The following is a 21,316-nucleotide window of genomic DNA, read 5'->3' on the forward strand; positions in this document are numbered from 1 at the left end:
CAGTTGTCTGAACATACATCGCAGTGTAGACTCAGCCCTGGACAACCGGGAGCGGGACTGATGGGGAAGCGGCGCGGCGCATGGTGGATGGCAACGGCAAGCCTGCTGGCCGGCCACGCCTGCGCCACCGGTCCCGCCATCACCGTCACCTACAGCGTACGCCCGCCTTACCTGTTGGGCGGGGCCGACGGCGGCCCCGGCGGCCTGACGGGGGCCCCCGCCACCGCCGCGTTCAAGGCGGCCGGCATCCCCGTCACCTGGGTGCAGGTGCCGAGCAACCGCCAGCTGATGATGGTCAAGGAAGACAGCACGCCCAACTGCACCATCGGCTGGTTCCGCATGCCCGGGCGCGAGCAGTTCGCCAAGTTCACCAAGTCCATCTACCGGGATAAAGCCTGGATAGTGCTGGCCCATCCCGCCTTCGCGGCGCGCGGCCATGCCACGCTGGAGGAGGCGCTGCGCAGCCGCGAGACGCGCTTGCTGGTCAAGGACAATTACACCTACGGCGCCGAGCTGGACCGCCTGATCACCCGGCTCCAGCCCACCCGCGCCGTGCTGACCGAGCCCACCGCCAAGCTGATACAGCTGATCAGCATGGGGGCCGCCGACCTGACCTTGCTCCCCGAGGAGGAAGGCAGCTACCTGTTGGCGCACGCGGGCGAGCGGGCGGCCAGCCTGCGCCTGCTGCATTACAAGGACATGCCGGCCGGGAACGAGCGCTACCTCATGTGCAGCAAGAGCGTGCCGGACGACGTGATCGCCCGGCTCAACAAGGCCATCAAGCCCGGTTGACGAAGCCTTCCACGTAGTCCGTGATGATGGCCGGGCCGGTGGTGCGCTGGACCTTGATGTTATCCAGCGTGACGTTCCTGACCGGCAGTTCCCGCTCGGCCTTGATCAGGCACAGGAAACCGGCGTCGTTGACGGTGACGTTGCTGACGTGTAGGCCTTCGATGGGCGTCAGGCGCCGCTCATAGGTCGGCACCAGGGTTTTCCACTGGTAGAGCACATCGGTTTCCACCGCCAGCACCCCGCCCTGGATGGAGGTGGAGGCGCTCACGTTGGACATGTGGATGTTGCGCACGTAGCCGCCGCGCCGCTCGTTGGTCTTCACGTACAGCAAGTTGTTGATGGTGCTGCGCACCGAGGAACCGGTGTGGTCGAAGTGGCAGTTATCGACCCACACGTTCTCGATGCCGCCCGACAGCTCGCTGCCGATGGCCATCAACTGGTGGCCGTTCCTGATGCGGCAATTGCGCATCACGATGTTGCGGGCCGCCACGCCGACGCGCCAGGCGTCGCGGTCGCGGCCGGACTTGACGGATACGGCGTCGTCGCCCTGGTCGAACACGCAATCCTCGATCAGCACGTTCTGGCTGGACTCGGGATCGACGCCATCGTTGTTGTGGCCATGGGCCTCTATCTTCACGCGGCGTATCACCACGTCCTGGCACAGGTAGGGGTGCACCACCCAGAACGGACTGTCCTTGATGGAGATATCCTCGACCAGCACATGGCGGCAGCGGTTGAACTGCACGAACTGCGGACGCAGGTTGGCTTCGCCCGTGGTCATCTGGCGCTGCTGCACCGGCACGTCTTTGGCCGACATGTTGTACAGCGCGACCAGCGCATCCATGTGCGGCTTGGGGCGCGCATACCAGACCTTCCACACATCGAGTTTGGCCTGCAGGCGGCCCTCGCCGGTGATGGCCACGTTCTCGCACTCGTAGGCGTACACCAGGGGCGAATAGTTGTAGCACTCCAGGCCTTCCCAGGTGGTAAACACGGCCGGCAGGTAATCGGCAGGGTTTTCCGAGAACAGCAGCGTCGCACCCTTGGACAGGTGCAGGTTCACATTGCTTTTCAGGTGCACCTTGCCGGTGGGCCAAGTCCCGGGCGGCACCACCACGGTGCCCGAGCCAGCCGAGTTGGCGGCGGTGATGGCCCTGGCGATGGCCTCGGAGGTCTTGCGCAGGTCGTCCTGGGCGGCGCCGTAATCGGTGATCAGGAAGCGGCGGCTGGACGAGAAGTCCGGCACGGTGATGGACGGCATGTCGAACGGCGCGCTCACGCGCACCTCCTGCAGCGCGGTGGACGAGGAGCGCGGCAGCTGGGCGCAGGCGCCTACCAGCGGCAGCGCCGCGCCGGCCAGCACCAGCTTACGGCGCGCGGGGGATATGAGAGCCATGAGACCTCCAGCAAGGAAAAAGCGGCGCACTATCTTAGCCCAGCTGGGCGCGCCGGCGGGGCGGGCGGGAGAATCAATCATGGAGTTGACGCGCAGATCTGATTGCGGATGATCAACTTGCGCCGTGGAAAGTTATTCCATAATGGTCCGTCAGACCGACGGAGCCGGCATGGAGCAATTGCTGAAATATTACGAGAGCGAACTGTCCGAGCTGTATCGGCTGGGAGCGGATTTCGCGCAGCGCTACCCAGCCGTGGCGGGCCGGCTGGGACTGGGCGCCCGTGAACAGGGCGATCCCCATGTTGAGCGGCTGATCCAGGCCCTGGCCTTGCTCAACGCCCGCAGCGCCAAGCGGCTGGACGACTCGCACCGGCAGTTCACGGAAGCCATGCTGGAGGTCAATTTCCCCCATAGCCTGCGCCCCTTCCCTGCCTGCGCCATCGCTCAGGTCGCCCACGATGGAAGCCACAGCCGCACGATCATCCCGCGTGGCACGCTGATGAGCGCCGCCGAACGGGATGGCGTGATCTGCAAGTTCAGCACGGCCTACGACGTCGGCATCACGCCGCTCATGCTCGATGGCGCCCGCTACACCGGCGTGATCGAGGCTCCCACCGCTGTCAACATGCCCAGGCATGCGGCTGCGATGATCTCCATCAGCCTGCAATCCGCCGAACCGCTGGCGGCGGAGCAGCAGCCGCTGCGCTTGCACCTGGCCGGCGAGCCCTCCTTCGCCGCAGCCCTGCACGACGCGCTGTTCCTGCACGCGACAGCCGCGTTTGCCGAGCTGCCCGGAGGAAGCTGGACGGCGCTGGCGCACATGCCGCTGCTGCCGGTGGGTTTCGGTCCCGCGCATGCGCTGCTGCCCCCGCATGGCATGACGCATCCGGCGCACCGGCTGATGACCGAATACTTTGCCTTCCCGGCCAAGTTCAATTTCGTTGATATCGACCTCGGCGCCATCGCTGCGCAGTTGCCCCCGGATGCGCGCCGCATGACGCTGCACCTGGTTCTCACCCAGGCCAACACGCTGCTGCGCACACTGGGTCCGCAGCACCTGCTGTCCAATTGCACGCCCGTGGTCAACCTGTTCAGCAAGGCGGCCGCGCCCATCCGCATCAACCATACCTGCGCCGACTATCCCCTGCTGCCCGACGCCAGGCTTGCCCATGCTTACGATATCTACAGCATCGACCAGGTACGGGTGATGCGCGAGGACCAGCACGCCGGCGCGCCCGAGGAATTCCGTCCCTACCAGTCGCTGCGGCACGGCGAGGCGGGCGGCGCGCATGGGCGCTACTGGGTCGCCCGCCGCGACGACCTGGCGGCCGCCAGCCGGCCCGGCTTCGAGTACCGCATGGGCCTGGTCGACCCCGGCTTGGGCCGGTCCGCAGGGGAAGCGCGGCTGGTCTCGGTGGAACTCACTTGCAGCAACCGCTCCCTGCCCACCCGGCTGCGCGAGGGCGCCGTGTTGCGCCATCAAGGCCCTGCTGCGGAGCTGCCGGTTCGCCTGCTGCAAGCGCCAACGCAGCCCTGGCGTGTCGGTAGCCACGCCGAGGCGCACTGGCGCTTGATCTCGCAACTGTCGCTGCATCACCAAGCCTTGGGGCTACAGGGAATGGCGGCCTTCAAGGAAATGCTGGAACTCCACAACCTGCCCCGCACATCAGCCACGCAGCGCCAGATCAGCGGCATCACCGGCCTGTCCATGAGGCCAGGCTGCATCTGGATGCGCGACGCTTACGGCGGCGGCCAGGTGGCCGGCCTGGAGATCACCATCACCGTGGATGAGGAAGCCTACGTGGGCGGCGGACTGCACGTGTTCGCACAATTGCTGGAGCATGTGCTGGGACTGTACGTGCACCTGAACAGCTATACGAGACTGGTGCTGCGCTCGCAGCACAGCGGCCAGGAAATCCTGCGATGCCCACCACGCAACGGCAACCGCTGCCAGCTCTGATCGCGCAGCTGCTGGCGGATCCGGGCCGCTACCAGCTGCTGCAAGCCATACGGCTGCTACGCGACTGGTTGCCGGACCCGGCACGGCGCCTGCACTTCCACAACAGCCTGGAACTCTCGTTTGCCGCGGCCGAGATCGAAGCCATCAGCCTGGAATACCTGGCCGACGATGGCTGGCCGCAGGTACATATCACGACCCCCATCTTCAGCTTGCTGGGCGCCCAGGGCGTGCTGCCCGTGCACTACACGGAAGCGCTGCTGCGCCACGAGCAGCAGCATGGCGACAGCGCTCCGCGCGCCTTCCTGGACAGCCTGGCAGCCAATGCGCCCATGCGCCTGTACCGGGCCTGGGCCGCCCACCGCATGGAGTGCGATGCAGAGGCCGCAGCAGGATACCAGTCCGCGCAGCACGCCCTGGCCGGCAGCTGGCCCAGCGGCGCAGGCCGACTGCAGATCGCGCCCGAGACCGTCTCGCGCTACGCCGCCCTCCTCAGGCAACGCCATCTCAGCGCCGGCATGCTGGAACACCTGTTATCCGACTATTTTTCCGTGCCGTTCCAGGTGGTCACACATCTGTCCGCCCGCGTCGCGTGCAGCGAGGAAGACCGCAGCTTGCTGGGCAAGCAAAACTGCCGCCTGGGCCAGGGCGCCATGCTGGGCGCAACCAGCCGGCGCGCCGACCTGTGGGTGGAATTGCGCATCGGCCCACTGAACACCGCGCAATACGAGGAGTTCCTGCCGCATCACGGCAGCGCGTATGCGGCGCTAAGACAACTCCTGCAGCTGACCGCCCTGCCGCCGCTGTGCTACCGGGTGCGCCTGGTATTGCGTGCAGCCGACGTCCAGCCGGTGCAGCTTGGAAGACAAGGCGGCGTGAGGCTGGGCTGGGAATGCTTTCTCCCCGAGACAGGCCCGCGACGGGATCGCGACGACCTGAGCTACGACATCCACCCGTCTTGAGCCTGCACAAGTCAGCCCGGCAACGGAAGCCAGATACTGGCCAGCTCGATGAGACCACGCACTGGAGGCAGCATGTATAGCGACGAACAGCACCTTGCACTCAATATCATCAGCAGCAACCGCCCCCTGCGGCTACGCCTGACCATGGCCGAAGGCATCACCGAAAACTTGCTGCTGCCGCAGCGCATACAGGGGCGGGAAGCCATTTGCGGCGGGCTCGAATACCGCATCCTGTGCGTCGCCGGCGACGCCTGCCTGGCGCTCAAACAATTCATCGGCGTGGCGGCGGAACTGCAGATCGTCACGGACCGGGGCAATCTGCACGGCGTCCACGGCATCGTGGCGGAAGCGGCCGCCGGGCAAAGCGATGGCGGATTGGCGACCTACCAGCTGGTGCTGCGGGACGCCCTGGCCCTGATGGAAAAGCGCGTCAACACCCGCGTGTTCCGCCAGCAGAGCGAGCTCGATATCGTCCGGCTGCTGCTGGACGAATGGCGCCAGTACAACACGGTGCTGGCCGCCGGCTTCGATTTTTCCATCGACACGCTGCTGTCTTCCCGTCACCTGCCCAGGCGCGAATTCATCTTCCAGCATAACGAATCGGATGCGGCTTTCGTCCGCCGCCTGCTCAAGCGGCGCGGCATCTCCTGGGTGACCAGGCCAACGCATGCGCAGGACGGCTACCCCATGCATACGCTGCTGCTGTTCGACGATGCCCTGCGCCTGCCGCCCAGCATGGCAGGCGAAGTGCGCTATCACCGCGACAATGCCACCGAACAGCGCGACACCGTCACCGCCTGGAACGCGGTGCGCACACTGCAGCCAGGATCGGCCGCCTTGTTCAGCTGGGATTACGCGTCTCCTGGCAACAGCGACTTCATGCAAACCCGGTCCAGCAGCGATACCGACCAGGGCCGGCAGGGCAACCGGCTGGCCGCCACACTGGACGACTATCGCGTCGTAATGCCCCACCTGGGCGAGGATGGCGATGACTTCCAGCGTTTCGGCCAGCTGCGCATGTCCCGCTATGCCTACGACAGCAAATGCTTCCGCGGCGAAGGCGGCGTGCGCGACCTGCGCGCTGGAGAATGGTTCAGCCTGGCCGGACACGCGGAAATCGACCAGCACGCCAGCGAGGAGCGCCAGTTCGTGGTCACCTCGCTCTCGGTGCAGGCCCGCAGCAACCTGCCCAAGGCGGTCGATGCGCGCATCGACCGCCTGTTTTCCGAGAGCGGCTGGGGCGCCACGGACGCCAGCGTCCGGCAATCGGACCTGCGCTACACCAGCGAGTTCAGCTGCGTGCGGCGCGGCGTGGCCATCGTGCCCGATTACGATCCCGAACGCGACCTGCCGCATCCGCGCCTGCAAAGCGCGACGGTGGTCGGTCCGGTGGCGGACGAGGTGTACTGCGATGTCCAGGGCCGCATCAAGATACGGCTGGCAGGCACGCGCAGCGCCGATCACGCCCATGCGCAAGGCGCCGGTGCATCGGGCACGGAGACCGACTCAGCCTGGGTGCGCGTGGCCACCAGCTGGGCGGGCAACGGCCCCGGCATGCGCCAGCAATGCGGGACCGTGCTGCTGCCGCGCGTCGGCAGCGAAGTACTGGTCGATTTCCTGGGTGGCGACCCCGACCGCCCGGTGGTGGTGGGGCAGCTGTACAATGCCGTCGCGCTTCCGCCCGCCTTCGGCGGCGCCGATGGGCTGCCCGGCAACAGGATGCTTTCCGGCCTGCGCAGCAGGGAAATGCGGGGCCAGCGCGGCAACCAGCTGCGCTTCGACGATACCGGCGGCCAGATCAGCGCGCAGTTGGCCAGTGACCATGCGGCGACCCAGCTCAACCTCGGCTACCTCACCACGCCGCGCAGCAACGGCCAGGCTGAGCCGCGCGGCGCAGGGTTCGAGCTGCGCAGCGACGCCCACGGCAGCCTGCGCACCGCCAAGTCGCTGCTGATCTCGGCCTGGCAGAGGCTCGATGGCGCCGGACCGCACTTGAGCAACAGCGAACAGGCCGCGCTCATGGGCGACTGCCTGGAACTCTTCAAATCGCTGGGACGCTATGCGGCAGAGCATGGTGGCATGCCGCTGGACGAGTCGGCCTCGGCCGAGCTGCAAGCGGACGTGCAGGCGGCCGGCAGCATCGCAGGCGGCAAACCCATTATTGGCATCACGGCGCCTGACGGTATCGCGCTGGCCACGCCGAAGTCGGTGCTGAGCACGGCCGGTGGCAACCTCGATAGCGTGGCGCAAGGACATGTCCAGCTCAGCGCGGCCCAGCGCTGCAGTGTGCAGGCAGGACAAGGCGTGGCCCTGTTCGCGCACCAGGGCGGGGTGCGCGCAATCGCCCATCACGGCCAGTTCCTGATGCAGAGCCAGCACGACAGCATGAGCCTGAACGCAGCCAGGGAGCTGCAATTGACCTCCAGGACGCGCATGCAGGGCATGGCGCAGGATGAAATCGTCTTCATGACGGCGGGCGGCGCTTACCTGAAGCTCTCTGGTGGTGAGGTAGAGCTGGGCGGGCCGGGCGCCTTCACCGTCAAGAGCGCCAGCCATCACTGGAATGGACCAGCCAGCATGCGGGCCGAGCTGCCGGTATTCCAGGAGGCGCCCCTGCGGCGCACACCGCGCCTGGTGCGTTCGACCGATGGCGGTCCCATCGAGGGCCGTAAGCTGGTCGTGGCGCCCAAGGGCGAAGCGGGCGCCGGCCAGCCCAGCGGCGCCGACGGCAGGACCAGCGAAATTGTCACCGACCAGTTCCAGCCCTATGAGATCAGCGCGGTGCTGGGCGACGACAACGGGGGCTGACCCATGTCCACGTCCGCCGATACCATGCAGTGCAAACTTGCTGTCACCCTGCCCTATCCCGGCGGCGGCGACGACAACATCCCCTGGCCGCTGCCCCTGCCGGGCATCGTCATCTTGGTGCACGGCGTGAACTCCGATGGCGAGTGGTATGACGCCGCCGAAGCCGGCCTGTGCAAAGGCCTCAACAGCCGGCTGCGGCGCGAGGACCAGCACCTCGCCTATCCCGGTCCGGCAGGCGGACAGCTGACGCCGCCCACTTACCGCCGCGAACTCACCGACCAGGGTTACCTCAATCCCGACTACGGCCCCAAGACCTTCATCGACGACCAACACAGCTACTCTCCCGTGCTGCGCTTTCGCTGGGGCTACAAGGCCGCCGGCCGCGAGCTGCAGGAATACGGCAGCGGCATCTACCTCAACGAGGAAGACTACTGGGGCGGCGGCCCCTTCGCCAACGGCTGCACCTCCCTGCCCGACCTGTGGACCGAGGGCCTGTCGGCCGAGCTGTTCATGTGGCTGCAAGTCCAGCACCTCAACCCCGTGGCCGAACGCCAGGTCTACACCTGCCCGCCGCGCGCCTACATGGTGCTGGCCGCCTACCGCCTGGCCAGGCTGGTCGAATCCATCCGCCAGGTCCAGGTCGACTGTCCCATCACCATTGTCTGCCACAGCCAGGGCAACATGGTCGGGATGGCGGCCGCCTTCCTCGGCGAACGCATGGCGCCGGTCGCCAAGAACGGCAAGAGCGCGCCCTGCGTGGCCGACAACTACGTACTCTGCAATCCACCCTACAGCGTGATCGAATCCAACATGACCGAAGACTGGTCGCAGGGCCGCATCAAGGATGCCGCCGGGCGCAGCGGCCGCCAGACCGTGCAAGCCCGCCTCGATACGCTGAAAAACTTCTTCGCCATCCTGCGCAAGCGGCAGGAACTGGCCGCCACGCAGACCAGCGTGCGCATCGACAATGAGATGGCCAATGCCACGCATGGCTTTACCGCCGCCAGCGACGCGGCCAAGTATGCCCTGCCGGGCCATGACTGGACCTATGGCCGCGTCACCCTGTATTGCTGCCCGCACGACCAGGTGATCGGATCGCTGGCGGTGCAGGGCATGGGCTGGCGCGGCCTGTCGGCCGACGAAATCGCCAAGACGCAAGGCGAAGGCGTGTTCACCCAGCGCGTGTTCGCGCAGGGATACGAAGTCGGCCAGTACGGCAAGGCTTACCACTATTGGCATGACCACTATCGCAAGCCCAATCCCGGCAGCGAGGATTTCTGGTATCCGCGCGCCAAAACGGCGCGGTATTCGATCGACAGGGGCTTGGCGGCTTCCGATTCCTGGGTCGCCAAGATTCTCACCGTGGTGACGGCGCCGCTGCTAATTTTCGCCACCAGGGCGCTGCCCTTGAGCGTCAACGGCCTGCCGCCCAAGGACTGGAAAATCCCGATCGCGGCGCCCGCGCTTTCCACTTTCGTGCCGCAAGCCATGCGCTTTGGCTGCAGCTCCAGCCAGTTCGACCAGGATTACGACGCTCCCGGCGAGTCGCGCAACGCCAGCGCGGTGCGCAGCGAAGGCGACGCCTATGCCGGAGATTATGTAATCCCCATGGGCGGCATGGACGGCGCGCAACAGCGCACCACGGCAGGCAGAGGCACGGCCACCGACGAGGCGGGGCTGCGCTATGAACACCACGCCCAGCTGCGCATGCAGGCCAAACGCGAAAAGCTGTACCGCAGCGATGAAAAAGTCGTGCAAGAGGATGAGCCGGACAAGGCCAGTCCCACATATACCGACTGGCGCAACAAGAAAATCAAACAGCACCTGGCCGACACGGCCGACGCCTACGCCACCGACCACTCCAGCATTTTGACCAATCCTATGCATGCCGAAAAAGCGCTGGCGTATGACGTGGCGATTGGGGTGGCGTATATCCCTCCTCTAAAAATGCATGAGCTGCGAATATTGGCTGATTGGCGATTAGCGGCCACAGATTACCCTGATGATTTCTTATACCGATATTTCATCTCCGGCCTCTATGGGAATAAGGAACTACATGATTGGTCCAATCAAGAGGCGATTGTATCCATGCCATTATCAATACTTAATATCAGAAAAAATTCAAAATTTCCCACACCAAGAGGTCTCCCATGAACTTATTAATAAAAATTTTCAAACAAATCATACCTTCGCGCACTAAAACCATTGCCTTTTCATTATTAAGTACAGTGGTACAGTCAGGAAATACGGCGTTACCTGATAGCCCAAAGGTAGTAGAACCAAAGATTTTCCAGGTTGTAGGCCTGCAGTGGTTGAATCCTCTACAGAGAAAAGATTACCCAACCGAATGGCAGCTGCTTTGGACCTTAGGAAAAGCCATGCCGAATCATGATGACGAAATGGCAAAAAATAATCCGAAAAAATATTCGGCCATTAATTCGGTTACGGCAATTGCAGTTTCAAATGGGGAGACGGACTTTTTCAATAGCTTTATTGGATCATATATACTTACGCTCTTGTCTCGTTTCCATGGCCGCTACTTTGGCGACTCACGATATTTTTACAACGTTCATTCTTTAGAGAATAAAACTACTTGGCGTGAACTTGCGGGAATACACGTTGAATATGCTGTGCCTGCAACACGCATTACGGCCGCGGCAGCTCATGATTACCTAAAGCAAACAATGCAGCAGATCTTTGCAATGGGAAATCCGTCCATGCCGACAACATGGACACGGGACAGCCCGCCAGACATCCACGTTACCCAGGGTGGCGCCAGCGCGGGCTTTCAATCATTGGAAAAGGCGATGGCTTATCTGCAGTCCCACCCCAACGAAACGGCCTGGGTGATGAATGCAGATGCTCCAAGCTATCCGCTGGACGAACAGATCAATGAGAACATGGTACTGCTCGTGCTGGCGGGGCCCAACTACAAAACAGGCCGAGCGCCGCTGGCGTGGATCGGTCCTCCCGCAGTGGAACCGTTGGAACGCTACGAAGCGAAAGACGATCTGCCTTCCCGTGAAGTGCAAGCCTGGACCAGCGCATTCAAACAGGCAGCAATCCACTCAGGTAAGAAAATCAGCGACATCGGCTACATCATCCATGACGCAAACACCGTGCACCCGGCATCGTCTGAGCGCATCCGCCCGCTCGCTCAAACCATCGCCACTGAACTGCAAGGCCTGGATTTCACCAAACAGACATTCAACACGCCGGCATTGCTGGGCGAAATGGGCGCTGGAACGGCCCTCACCAATGTCGCGTTGGCCATCGCGCACGCCAATCATTTTGGCGACAGCGTACTTGTGGCCGGCACCACCGAGCCAGACAAGCTGACCGCCGTCGTCGTCGCGCCGCCTGCCAAAGTCCGCCCCATCAAGCCCGACGAGCCCTGGTTCCGCGCCCGCAGCGGCAAATACGCCTACCTGATGTGGTGGGGTCTCCGCGACGACGCTCCCCAAGACTATAGCCAAGGTTTTTCGCAGTAGCGAGAGCAGGGCGTGCCATGCAGACACCTGAAGCCGATCATTCCTTGTGCAAACTTGCAATCACCCTGCCCTATCCTGGCGGCGGCGACGACAACGTCCCCTGGCCGCTGCCCCTGCCCGGCATCGTCATCTTGGTGCACGGCGTGAACTCCGATGGCGAGTGGTATGACGCCGCCGAAGCCGGCCTGTGCAAAGGCCTCAACAGCCGGCTGCGGCGCGAGGACCAGCACCTCGCCTATCCCGGTCCGGCAGGCGGACAGCTGACGCCGCCCACTTACCGCCGCGAACTCACCGACCAGGGTTACCTCAATCCCGACTACGGCCCCAAGACCTTCATCGACGACACGCACAGCTATTCGCCCGTGCTGCGCTTCCGCTGGGGCTACAAGGCTGCAGGCCGCGAGCTGCAGGAATACGGCAGCGGCATCTACCTCAACGAGGAAGACTACTGGGGCGGCGGCCCCTTTGCCAATGGGTGCACTTCCCTGCCCGACCTGTGGACCGAGGGACTGTCGGCCGAGCTGTTCATGTGGCTGCAGGTGCAGCACCTGAACCCCATGGCCGAACGCCAGGTCTACACCTGCCCGCCGCGCGCCTACATGGTGCTGGCCGCCTACCGCCTGGCCAAGCTGGTCGAGGCCATCCGGCAGGTCCAGGTCGACTGCCCCATCACCATCGTCTGCCACAGCCAGGGCAACATGGTCGGGATGGCGGCCGCCTTTCTCGGCGAGCGCATGGCGCCGGTCACGAAAAACGGCAAGAGCGCGCCCTGCGTGGCCGACAACTACGTGCTGTGCAATCCGCCCTACAGCGTGCTCGAATCCAACATGACCGAGGACTGGTCCCAGGGCCGCATCAAGGATGCCGCCGGGCGCAGCGGCCGCCAGACCCTCCAGGCCCGTCTCGATACGCTGAAAAACTTCTTCGCCATTGTGCGCAAGCGGCAGGAACTGGCCGCCACGCAGACCAGCGTGCGCATCGACAAGGAGATGGCCAATGCCACGCATGGCTTCACCGCCGCCAGCGATGCGGCCAAGTACGCCCTGCCCGGCCATGACTGGACCTATGGCCGCGTCACCCTGTATTGCTGCCCGCACGACCAGGTGATCGGATCGCTGGCGGTGCAAGGCATGGGCTGGCGCGGCCTGTCGGCCGACGACATCGCCAAAGCGCAAGGGGAAGGCGTGTTCACCCAGCGCGTGTTCGCCCAGGGATACGAAGTCGGCCAGTACGGCAAGGCTTACCACTATTGGCATGACCACTACCGCAAGCCCAATCCCGGCAGCGAGGATTTCTGGTATCCGCGCGCCAAGACGGCACAGTATTCGATGGTCCAGGGGCTGGCGGCCGCCGATTCCTGGGCCGCGAAAATCCTCACCGTGGTGACGGCGCCGCTGCTGATTTTCGCCACCAGGGCGCTGCCGCTGAGCGTCAACGGCCTGCCGCCCAAGGATTGGGAAATCCCGATCAAGGCGCCCGCGCTTCCCTGCTTCATGCCAGAGGCCATGCGCTTTGGCAAAAGCTCAAGCCAGTTCGACCAGGATTACGACGCCCCCGGCGAGTCGCGCAACGCAAACGCGGTTCGCGGCGATGGCGACGCCTATGCCGGCGACTACGTGATCCCCATGGGCGGCATGGACGGCGCGCACCAGCGCACCACGGCAGGCAAAGGCACGGCCACCGACGAGGCGGCGCTGCGCTACGAACACCACGCCCAGCTGCGCATGCAGGCCAAGCGCGAGAAGCTGTACCGCAGCGATGAAAAAGTCGTGCAAGAGGACGACCCGGACAAGGCCAGTCCCGAATACACCGCCTGGCGCAACCAGAAAATCAAACAGCACCTGGCGGACACAGCCGGCGCCTACGCCACCGACCATTCCAGTATTTTGACCAATCCCATGCACGCGGAAAAGGCGCTGGCGTATGACGTGGCGATTGGGGTGGCGTATATCCCTCCTCGAAAAATGCGTGAGCTGCGAATATTGGCTGATTGGCGTCTGGTTGCAATGAAGCCGGAATATAACTCGGTTCCGATGAATGCATATAACACCCGCGGTAAGTTTCTCGATCTGGAATTGCATAAGTGGGCCAACCAGGACAACTCCGAGGCCAGTATGCCTTCACTAATTTCAAACCAGAGAAGAAACAAACCTATTAAGTCACCACATGGAGGAATACTGTGAAAATCTTATCAGAACTAATAAGGAAAAATAAAAATAAAGCCAAGATAATTTCCGTGACGATTCCTTTGCTCAGCCAAGGGCTTGTATCCTCGGCAGCCCCGACGGGAAGCCTGCCTCAGGTGGCCCAAGTAGTAGGTCTGCAATGGCTCAATCCTCTACAACGGAAAGATTATTCGACAGAATGGCAATTATTATGGACTTTAGGGAAGGTTAAGCCGAACCCGAATGACGAAATGGTTAAAAGTAATCCTCAAAAATACACTAAAGTTCAACCTGTAACCGCAATAATAGACTCAAGCGGCAACCCGGACGTATTTAATGGATTTCATCGTGGGTATATCACTCAGCTCATTGCACCAATGCAAAGCCAATACTTTGGCGACACTGAATACTTCTACAATGTTCAGGGAAAAGACCAAAAAAGGTGGCGCGAGCTAGGTGGCGCTCACATCGAATATGCAGTCTCGACACGCTCGGAAAACTTGTCATCGGCGAAACACGTTCTTCTGGACGAAATGTTAGGCATCCTGCAAATAGGGAATCCACACGAGCCGACCTTATGGTCAAAAGGCAGCCCGCCCGATATTCATCTTAATACCGGAGGATGTAGTGCAGGCTTCGTTTCATTGGAGAACGCGTTGAACTATTTGCGTAATCATCCTGACGAAACAGTGTGGGCCATGAACTGGGATGCCCCCGCTTTTCCGCAAGATGAACAGATGACTGAAAACCTGGTCCTGCTGGTGCTCGCTGGCCCCACCTACAAGACCGGGCGGGCGCCTTTAGCCTGGATCGGCATGCCTGCCGTTGAGCAACTGGACAACTACGAAGCGAAGACCGAGCTGCCACCGCGCCCCGTGCAGGCCTGGAGCGCCGCCTTCAAGCAAGCCGCCGCCAATTCGGGCAAACAAACCACCGATATCGGCTACGTCATCCACGACGCGGGCAACGTCCATCCTCTATCCTCCGACCGCTTGGGACCGCTGGCGCAAACCATCACCACCGAGCTGCCCGGGCTGGACTTCGTGCAGCAAACCTTCAACACCTCGGCGCTGCTGGGCGATATGGGCGCCGGCTCCGCCCTCACCAATGTCGCCCTGGCCATCGCCTACGCCAACCACCTGGGCGCGAATGTACTAGTGGCCGGCACAACCGAAGCCGACAAACTCACCGCCGTGGTGGTCACCCCGCCAGCCAAGGTCCGCCCGATCAAGCCCGACGAGCCCTGGTTCCGCGCCCGCAGCGGCAAATACGCCTACCTGATGTGGTGGGGGCTTCGCGACGACGCACCGGCAGACTACACCCAAGGCTATTCACGCTGATACCAGGAGACTCACCATGCGAGGCGTCATCCGCTTGAACGACCCCACCAGCCACGGCGGCAAAGTCATGCAGGCCGCGCCCAACAGCAAGGTCCACGGCGTGGCGGTCGCGCGCCAGGGCGACCGCTGCATGTGCCCGATACGCGGACACGACAACTGCGTCATCGCGGAAGGAGACCCCGATGTCCTGATCGATGGCGTGCCGGTAGCCTTCGACGGCCACCGCACCAGTTGCGGGGCAACGCTCATCTCCACGATGCCGGCCAGCGGGCGCGGATAACCGCCTCATCCCCGGCGGAAAACTCATGTTGATACGTCAGCTCCGCAGTGTCTGTTTCAGCCCACGCCTGAGACGATAATCAAGAAATTGAGCAGCAATCCGTTATCAAGTTGCTACCATTCCTCGGCGCCAGCAACACTAGGCGCGCCGACATCCACAACGCATGAGGAGACAAGGAATGAAGAAACTGTACGCTGCAGTGACCGCCGCATTGCTCTCTACCCTGATCGCCCTGCCAGCCGAGGCAGGTTACACGCCAACGTACTACAACCCGGGCGAAGACGGCGGCTGCAACGCGGCCGCCTACTTTGAAGACTGGAGTGGCAACGAATCCTATACCTGGAACATACCCGCGCTGGCGGATGGGGAGAGCATCGATGTGGGCGCAGACAAGTACTGGTGGAACAACTCGGGCTACTACTTCCTGCCGGCGGATCAGTACTACAGCCCCAAGGCCACCTTTACCTGCAATAACGGCACGATTTCCGGCGGTGGCAATGGCTACTGGGCCGGCAATTAACCGCTGCGACCACACTTCCCGCCACGCATAAGGAGACAGCAATGAAAAAACTGATGGCTGCACTAACCCTCGCACTGCTCGCCGGCGCCGCGTCCGTCCCGGCCCAGGCCACCGTGTTCGGCTACTGGCTGGACAACCCCTCCGGCGATGGCGGCTGCAATCCCACCGTCTATTCCGAAGACTGGAGCTACGCCTGGTTCAGCTGGGAGATCCCCGCGCTGGCCGACGGCCAGAGCGTGGAAGTGGGCGCATCCATGAGCTGGCAGGACTATTCCGGCTACCACGTCATGACGCCGGACCAGTACAACAGCGAAAAAATCACCTTCACCTGCAACAACGGCAGGGTGTCCGGCAACACCAGCGGCTTCTGGGACTACGGCTGACCAGCGCCATCAGCGACCGCGGAAGCGGCCGATCGCAGCCGCCACCATGCCTTCGGCGCTGCCGCTCTGCTCGAACTGCTGGCGCAAATAATGCGCGTCGCTGCCCTCGTGGGTGACGCGCATCAGATGGGCCAGCGCGGCGCTGCCCCCTAACGCGGCGCCGTGCTGCTCCATCTTGCGCAAGGTGGTCAGGATATCCTCGCGCAGCGACAGGCTCTCGTAGGTCTTCGGATGCACCACCGTGCCATCCAGCCCGAAGCGGCAAGCCTGGAAGCGGTTGTAGTTGTAGACCAGGTAATCATCCTCGGCCGGGGCCGCCTCGCGCCGCTCCAGCAGGTAGCGGCACAGGGCCTGCAGGTAGCTGGCGATGGCCGCCGCCCGCTCCACCGTCAGCGGCGTGTCGCACACGCGCAGCTCGATGGTGCCGTACTCCGGCTTGGGCCGGATGTCCCAGTAAAAGTCCTTCATGCTCTTGATGACGCCGGTGTGCTCCATCTTGGCGAAATACTGCTGCTCGAATTCCTGCCAGTTCAGCAGGAACGGCGCCCGTCCGCTCATGGGGAAGGCAAACACGGAATTCAGGCGCGCCGAATTGAACAGGGTGTCATTGCCCTGCACATACGGCGAAGAAGACGAGAGCGCAATGAAATGCGGCACATAGCGGCTCAGCGCATGCAGCAGGTACAGCGCATCGTCGCCATTGCCGCAGCCTATGTGCACATGCTGGCCGAAGATGGTGAACTGCTTGGCCAGGTAGCCATACAGCTCGGACACTTCCTTGAAGCGCGGCTTGGAAAAGATGCGCCGCTCCGACCATTTCTGGAACGGATGGGTGCCGCCGCCGCAGATGCCGATATTGAGCTGCTCGCCGGCCTGCACGAGGGTATCGCGGATCAGTTCCAGCTGCGCCAGCAGGGCCGTATGCTCGGTGTGCACGTCGCTGTTAATCTCGATCATGCTTTCCGTGATTTCCGGCGTGACGTTGCCGGGGAAAGGCTTGCGGCTCAGCAGGTGCAGCAGGTCGGGGCTGGACGCGGTCAGGTCGTAGTCGGACAAGCTGACCAGCTGCAGCTCCAGCTCCACGCCCATGGTCAGCGGGGTGGAGGATTTGAACGGTTCCAAGGGCATGTCAGTCCTCCGGTTGAGATTCGCGGGCCCAGATCAGGGCGCGCTGGGTGAGGATGGGGCCGAATACTTCCATCAGCAGGGTCATGGCGGCCAGGGCGGCCAGTTCGTCGACCAGCACGATGCCCATGTAACGGGTCTGCTCCAGCAGCAGGGTGACGAACACCGACATGGGCGCCAGCGCGATACCGGTCAGGAGGCCCTTGCGCCAGGTGATGCCGCTGACGCGCGCAAACAGCGCCACGCTGGCCGCCTTGACGATGAAACGCGCCAGCAGCAGCACCAGGGCCAGCCCGGCGCCTGCCACCACCCGCTGCCACTCCAGGGTGGACACGGCAAACACGAACAGCAGCACGGTCAGCAGTTCGCCCAGGCCGCCGAAATTGCGCTCGGTGCGGCTGAACACGACGCGGCTGTGGCGCGCCGTGATGCCGAAGGTGAGCGCGGCAAGCACCGGCGACACTTCAAAGGCGTTGGCGAGCGCCACCAGCAGCACCACGCCGAGGGCGAAGGCCACCGTGCCGTCGCGGGCCAGCGCGCCCAGCATGCGCAGCACGGCCGGCACCAGCTTGCCCAGCACGGCGCCCATGGCGGCCGACACCAGCAGTTCGATGCCGCTGTGCGAAATCGCCTGGGTCAGGCTGCCCGAGGTCTGGAACACCCAGAATCCCACCACGGTTTTAAAAGTGAACACGGCCAGCACGCAGTTGATGGCCACCAGGTGCAGCACGCGCTCGGTCACCTGGCCGGCGCTGTTTTCCTCGTTGATCACGCGCAGCACGCCGGCGGGCGAGGTGGACATGGCCAGCGACGCCAGCAGCAGCGCCGTCAGCGGCGGCATGCCGGTGACGGTGGCAATGGCGTACACCACGCCAAAGGTGGCGGCCGATTCCACCAGGCCGCTGAGCGCGATCCAGGGATTGATGCGCAGCCAGTGCAGGTTGATGCGGTAGCCGAATTCAAACAGGATCAGGCCGAAGGCCAGGTTGGCGAGGATGGTGACGCTGCTGGCGGCGCCGCTGCTCAGCTCGTCCGGCAGGGCCTGGGACAGCAAGAAGCCGATCAGGCCATACGCACTGATGCGCGGCAAACGGGTCCAGCGGTGCACCAGTTCACCGCCCAGCCAGGCCAGGGCAATGGCGAAGGGCCAACCGAGGTCGGTCATCAAGACCTGGAAATCCGGCATGTACTTCTCCTTTTTAAAGATACTTGTACAATTCTGACCTATAGCGGCCCAGCCATCTGTGCGCTGGGGAACATAAGGAATCCCACATGCTGGAACTATTGAGCGAACACGCCTGCCATGGCGGCGTGCAGCGGTTTTACCGCCACCAATCCGACGCCATCGGATTGGCCATGCGTTTTTCCGTCTTCATCCCGGCCCAGGCACAGGAAGGCGCCGGCAAGCTGCCGGCCCTGTTCTACCTGGCCGGCCTGACCTGCACCGAGGAGACCTTCCCCATCAAGGCCGGCGCCCAGCGCGTGGCGGCCGAGGAAGGCCTGATCCTGGTGGCGCCCGACACCAGCCCGCGCGGCGCCGGCGTCGAAGGCGAGACCGACAGCTGGGACTTCGGCGTAGGCGCCGGCTTCTACCTGGACGCCACCACCCCCGCCTGGCGCCAGCACTACCGCATGTACAGCTACATCCACGAGCTGCGCGAGCTGCTCATCCGGGAATTGCCTGTCGATGGTGAACGCACCGGCATCTTCGGCCACTCCATGGGCGGCCACGGGGCGCTGACCATGGCCCTGAAGCGTCCTGATTTGTTCCGCTCGGTGTCGGCCTTCGCGCCCATTGCCGCGCCGTCCCTGTGCCCCTGGGGCAAGAAGGCCTTCAGCGGCTATCTGGGCGACAACCAGGCCGACTGGGAGCAATACGACGCCAGCCTGCTGATGTCGCGCGCCCATACGCCCTTCCCGGCCGGCATCCTGATCGACCAGGGTATGAGCGACAAATTCCTGGCCGAGCAGCTGTATCCGGAAGTGTTCGAGGCGGCCTGCCGCAACGCCGCGCAGCCGCTGGAATTGCGGCGCCACGCGGGCTACGACCACGGCTATTACTTCATCGCGACCTTCATGGAAGACCACCTGCGCTTCCACAGCCGCCAGCTGAAGGCGCTGTAGCTAGAGTTTGATTTCCGTGCCCAGCACGCGCAGGAACTGGGCGATCCAGGCCGGATGCGCGGGCCAGGCCGGGGCGGTCACGAAGATGCCGTCTGTGACGGCCTGGTCCACAGGGATGTCGGCATACTCGCCGCCCGCCAGTTTCACCTCCGGCGAGCAGGCCGGATAGGCGGAAATCTTCTTGCCGCGGATGACGTCGGCGGCAGCCAGCAGCTGGGCCGCGTGGCAGATGGCGGCAATCGGCTTGCCGGCCTGCGCGAACTGCCGGACCAGCTCGATTACGCGCGGGTTCAGGCGCAGGTATTCCGGCGCGCGGCCGCCAGCGATGGCCAGGGCGTCGTAGTTGGCCACGTCGGCCTCGGCAAAGCTGGCGTTCAGGGTGAAGCGATGGCCCGGCTTCTCGGTGTAGGTCTGGTCGCCTTCGAAGTCATGGATAGCGGTTTTCACGCTGTCGCCGGCCTTCTTGTCCGGGCAGACGGCGTGCACCGTGTGGCCCACGGCCTGCAGTGCCTGGAACGGCACCATGGTTTCATAATCCTCCGCGAAATCGCCCGTCAGAAAAAGTATCTTTTTAGCTGCCACGGTATCTCCTTTCGAGAAAATGAACAGGGCCGGGGTAGCTGACGCCGCCCCGGCCCTGCGATCTTACCGCGATCCTGTGACAGCCGCGTGGCGGCCGCCGAGTTTATTTACTGAGAACGCTGCGGATGGTGCCGGCCAGGTCCTCGGCCGAGAATTTGGCCACGTAGGCGTCCGCGCCCACGCCCTTGACGTGGTCTTCATTGGTCTTGCCGGACAGCGAGGAATGGATCACCACGGGAATCTTGCTGAAGCGGGCGTCCTGCTTGACCAGGCGGGTCAGGGTGAAGCCATCCATTTCCGGCATTTCCAGGTCGGTCAGTATCATGGCGACCTTGTTTTCGACGGGGATGCCTTCGGCCTTGGCGCTATCGGCCATGACCTGCAGGCGGTCCCAGGCTTCCTTGCCGGACTTGGTCATGATGAAGTGCACGCCCATGGCGTTCAAGCCCTTCTCGATCAGGTTGCGCGCCACCACCGAGTCGTCGGCGGCCAGCACCACGGAACCCGGCTTGAGCAGCACCTTGGGACCGATGGTTTCCGGATCCACATCCTCTTTTTCCGGCGGGACCAGGTCGCGCAGGATGGTTTCCACGTCCAGCACCTGGGCCAGGCGGGTGTTCTGCACGTCGCCGTCGACGCGCGCGATGGAGGTGACCTTGCCGCCGGCCGTGCCTTCGGCGGTCAGCACCTGGCTCCAGTCCAGGCGCACGATCTCGTCCACGGACTCGACCGCGAACGCTTGCGTGGTGCGCGCGAACTCCGTCACCAGCATGATGTTCAGGCCGGTCTTGGGCGTGACGCCGACGATGCCCGGCAAGTCCAGCACCGTGATGATCTGGCCGCGCAGGTTGACCACGCCCAGCATGTGCGGCGGCGAGCCGGCCACGGCCGTCACTTCCGGCATGGCGACGATCTCTCGTATCTTGAAGACGTTGATGCCGAACAGCTCGGAGTGATTGCCGGTGGCGTCGCCGCCCAGGCGGAACAGCAGCAATTCGAACTTGTTCGAGTTGGTCAAATTACTGCGCTCATCAACTTCCTGCTGGACTGATTTCATAAAGTCTTCTCCGTGGTTCCCTGAAAGCGTCCGGCAGATACCGGCGCGTGGTGCGTTCCAGTATAACGAAATTGCTCCAGAGTACCAGTCCTTTGACGGGAATTGCGTCTCAGCGTGCGAGCCGTGCAACAGATTGACGTGGAAAATTGACAATCCAGCCAACGTAGAAATGAATTACACCGCGAAATACGTCCTCGTTTGCACGATATGCTCACTGAGCGTAATATGACATAAACCCAACTGTTAGGTTTGTATGAAAATTTGCACACACAAAGGATTGGATTTGGTCGTCCTGACAAGGAACGAACACTGTCCGCCTCATGTGCATGTGGGT

At 63.3% G+C, this 21,316-nt stretch carries 17 protein-coding genes; 12 read left to right on the forward strand and 5 right to left on the reverse strand.

Annotated features, from left to right (window positions below):
• Positions 1–87: 87 nt before the first annotated feature.
• Positions 88–792, forward strand: coding sequence for a hypothetical protein (locus ACLB1G_RS03480; RefSeq protein ID WP_491625795.1), 705 nt, complete (start codon positions 88–90; stop codon positions 790–792).
• Here the strand turns inward: ACLB1G_RS03480 and ACLB1G_RS03485 are convergent.
• Positions 779–2,188, reverse strand: coding sequence for a glycoside hydrolase family 28 protein (locus ACLB1G_RS03485; RefSeq protein ID WP_491625796.1), 1,410 nt, complete (start codon positions 2,186–2,188; stop codon positions 779–781). The genes ACLB1G_RS03480 and ACLB1G_RS03485 overlap by 14 nt on opposite strands.
• Before the next feature lie 169 nt (positions 2,189–2,357).
• Between ACLB1G_RS03485 and tssF the strand changes: the two genes are divergently transcribed.
• The 10 genes from tssF to ACLB1G_RS03535 all read left to right on the forward strand — a co-directional run bounded on the left by tssF (position 2,358) and on the right by ACLB1G_RS03535 (position 16,094).
• A complete protein-coding gene (gene tssF, locus ACLB1G_RS03490; protein ID WP_491625797.1) occupies positions 2,358–4,148 on the forward strand; it encodes a type VI secretion system baseplate subunit TssF in 1,791 nt (596 codons plus the stop codon).
• The gene (gene tssG, locus ACLB1G_RS03495) at positions 4,112–5,107 is read left to right on the forward strand and encodes a type VI secretion system baseplate subunit TssG (protein ID WP_491625798.1); all 996 of its coding nucleotides are present in this window, start codon (positions 4,112–4,114) and stop codon (positions 5,105–5,107) included. Before tssF ends, tssG begins: the two co-directional genes overlap by 37 nt.
• 72 nt (positions 5,108–5,179) lie before the next feature.
• Entirely contained in the window at positions 5,180–7,915 is a 2,736-nt protein-coding gene (locus tag ACLB1G_RS03500) for a type VI secretion system Vgr family protein (RefSeq protein WP_491625799.1), read from the forward strand.
• Between the two features lie 3 nt (positions 7,916–7,918).
• The gene (locus ACLB1G_RS03505) at positions 7,919–10,069 is read left to right on the forward strand and encodes a T6SS effector phospholipase Tle3 domain-containing protein (protein ID WP_491625800.1); all 2,151 of its coding nucleotides are present in this window, start codon (positions 7,919–7,921) and stop codon (positions 10,067–10,069) included.
• Positions 10,066–11,406 (forward strand): hypothetical protein, encoded by a 1,341-nt coding sequence (locus ACLB1G_RS03510; RefSeq protein WP_491625801.1) that lies wholly within the window; start codon positions 10,066–10,068, stop codon positions 11,404–11,406. The genes ACLB1G_RS03505 and ACLB1G_RS03510 overlap by 4 nt, the downstream gene beginning before the upstream one ends.
• A gap of 17 nt (positions 11,407–11,423) precedes the next feature.
• Positions 11,424–13,589: a T6SS effector phospholipase Tle3 domain-containing protein gene (locus tag ACLB1G_RS03515; RefSeq protein WP_491625802.1), complete on the forward strand. Its 2,166-nt coding sequence runs from the start codon at positions 11,424–11,426 to the stop codon at positions 13,587–13,589.
• Entirely contained in the window at positions 13,586–14,911 is a 1,326-nt protein-coding gene (locus tag ACLB1G_RS03520) for a virulence factor (protein WP_491625803.1), read from the forward strand. The genes ACLB1G_RS03515 and ACLB1G_RS03520 overlap by 4 nt, the downstream gene beginning before the upstream one ends.
• A 16-nt stretch (positions 14,912–14,927) precedes the next feature.
• Positions 14,928–15,191, forward strand: coding sequence for a PAAR domain-containing protein (locus ACLB1G_RS03525; protein WP_491625804.1), 264 nt, complete (start codon positions 14,928–14,930; stop codon positions 15,189–15,191).
• 178 nt (positions 15,192–15,369) lie between these two features.
• Entirely contained in the window at positions 15,370–15,711 is a 342-nt protein-coding gene (locus ACLB1G_RS03530; protein WP_491625805.1) for a hypothetical protein, read from the forward strand.
• A gap of 41 nt (positions 15,712–15,752) precedes the next feature.
• On the forward strand, positions 15,753–16,094 hold the full coding sequence (locus ACLB1G_RS03535; protein WP_491625806.1) for a hypothetical protein: 342 nt from the start codon (positions 15,753–15,755) through the stop codon (positions 16,092–16,094).
• A gap of 9 nt (positions 16,095–16,103) precedes the next feature.
• Here ACLB1G_RS03535 and ACLB1G_RS03540 read toward each other — a convergent pair whose 3' ends face one another.
• Together ACLB1G_RS03540 and ACLB1G_RS03545 are read right to left on the reverse strand one after the other, a co-directional pair.
• Positions 16,104–17,222: a YbdK family carboxylate-amine ligase gene (locus ACLB1G_RS03540; RefSeq protein ID WP_491625807.1), complete on the reverse strand. Its 1,119-nt coding sequence runs from the start codon at positions 17,220–17,222 to the stop codon at positions 16,104–16,106.
• Position 17,223: 1 nt separating this feature from the next.
• Entirely contained in the window at positions 17,224–18,405 is a 1,182-nt protein-coding gene (locus ACLB1G_RS03545; protein ID WP_491625808.1) for a cation:proton antiporter, read from the reverse strand.
• A gap of 86 nt (positions 18,406–18,491) precedes the next feature.
• On the opposite strand from ACLB1G_RS03545, the gene fghA reads away from it, so the two are divergent.
• Complete coding sequence (gene fghA / locus ACLB1G_RS03550; RefSeq protein WP_491625809.1) at positions 18,492–19,343, forward strand: S-formylglutathione hydrolase; 852 nt, start codon at positions 18,492–18,494, stop codon at positions 19,341–19,343.
• Here the strand turns inward: fghA and ACLB1G_RS03555 are convergent, their stop codons facing one another.
• Entirely contained in the window at positions 19,344–19,925 is a 582-nt protein-coding gene (locus ACLB1G_RS03555) for a DJ-1/PfpI family protein (RefSeq protein WP_491625810.1), read from the reverse strand.
• A 103-nt stretch (positions 19,926–20,028) separates the two neighbouring features.
• Positions 20,029–20,982, reverse strand: a complete 954-nt coding sequence (locus ACLB1G_RS03560; RefSeq protein WP_491625811.1) for a chemotaxis protein — start codon at positions 20,980–20,982, stop codon at positions 20,029–20,031.
• Positions 20,983–21,316: the final 334 nt, after the last annotated feature.

This window comes from Duganella kummerowiae (assembly GCF_053572355.1).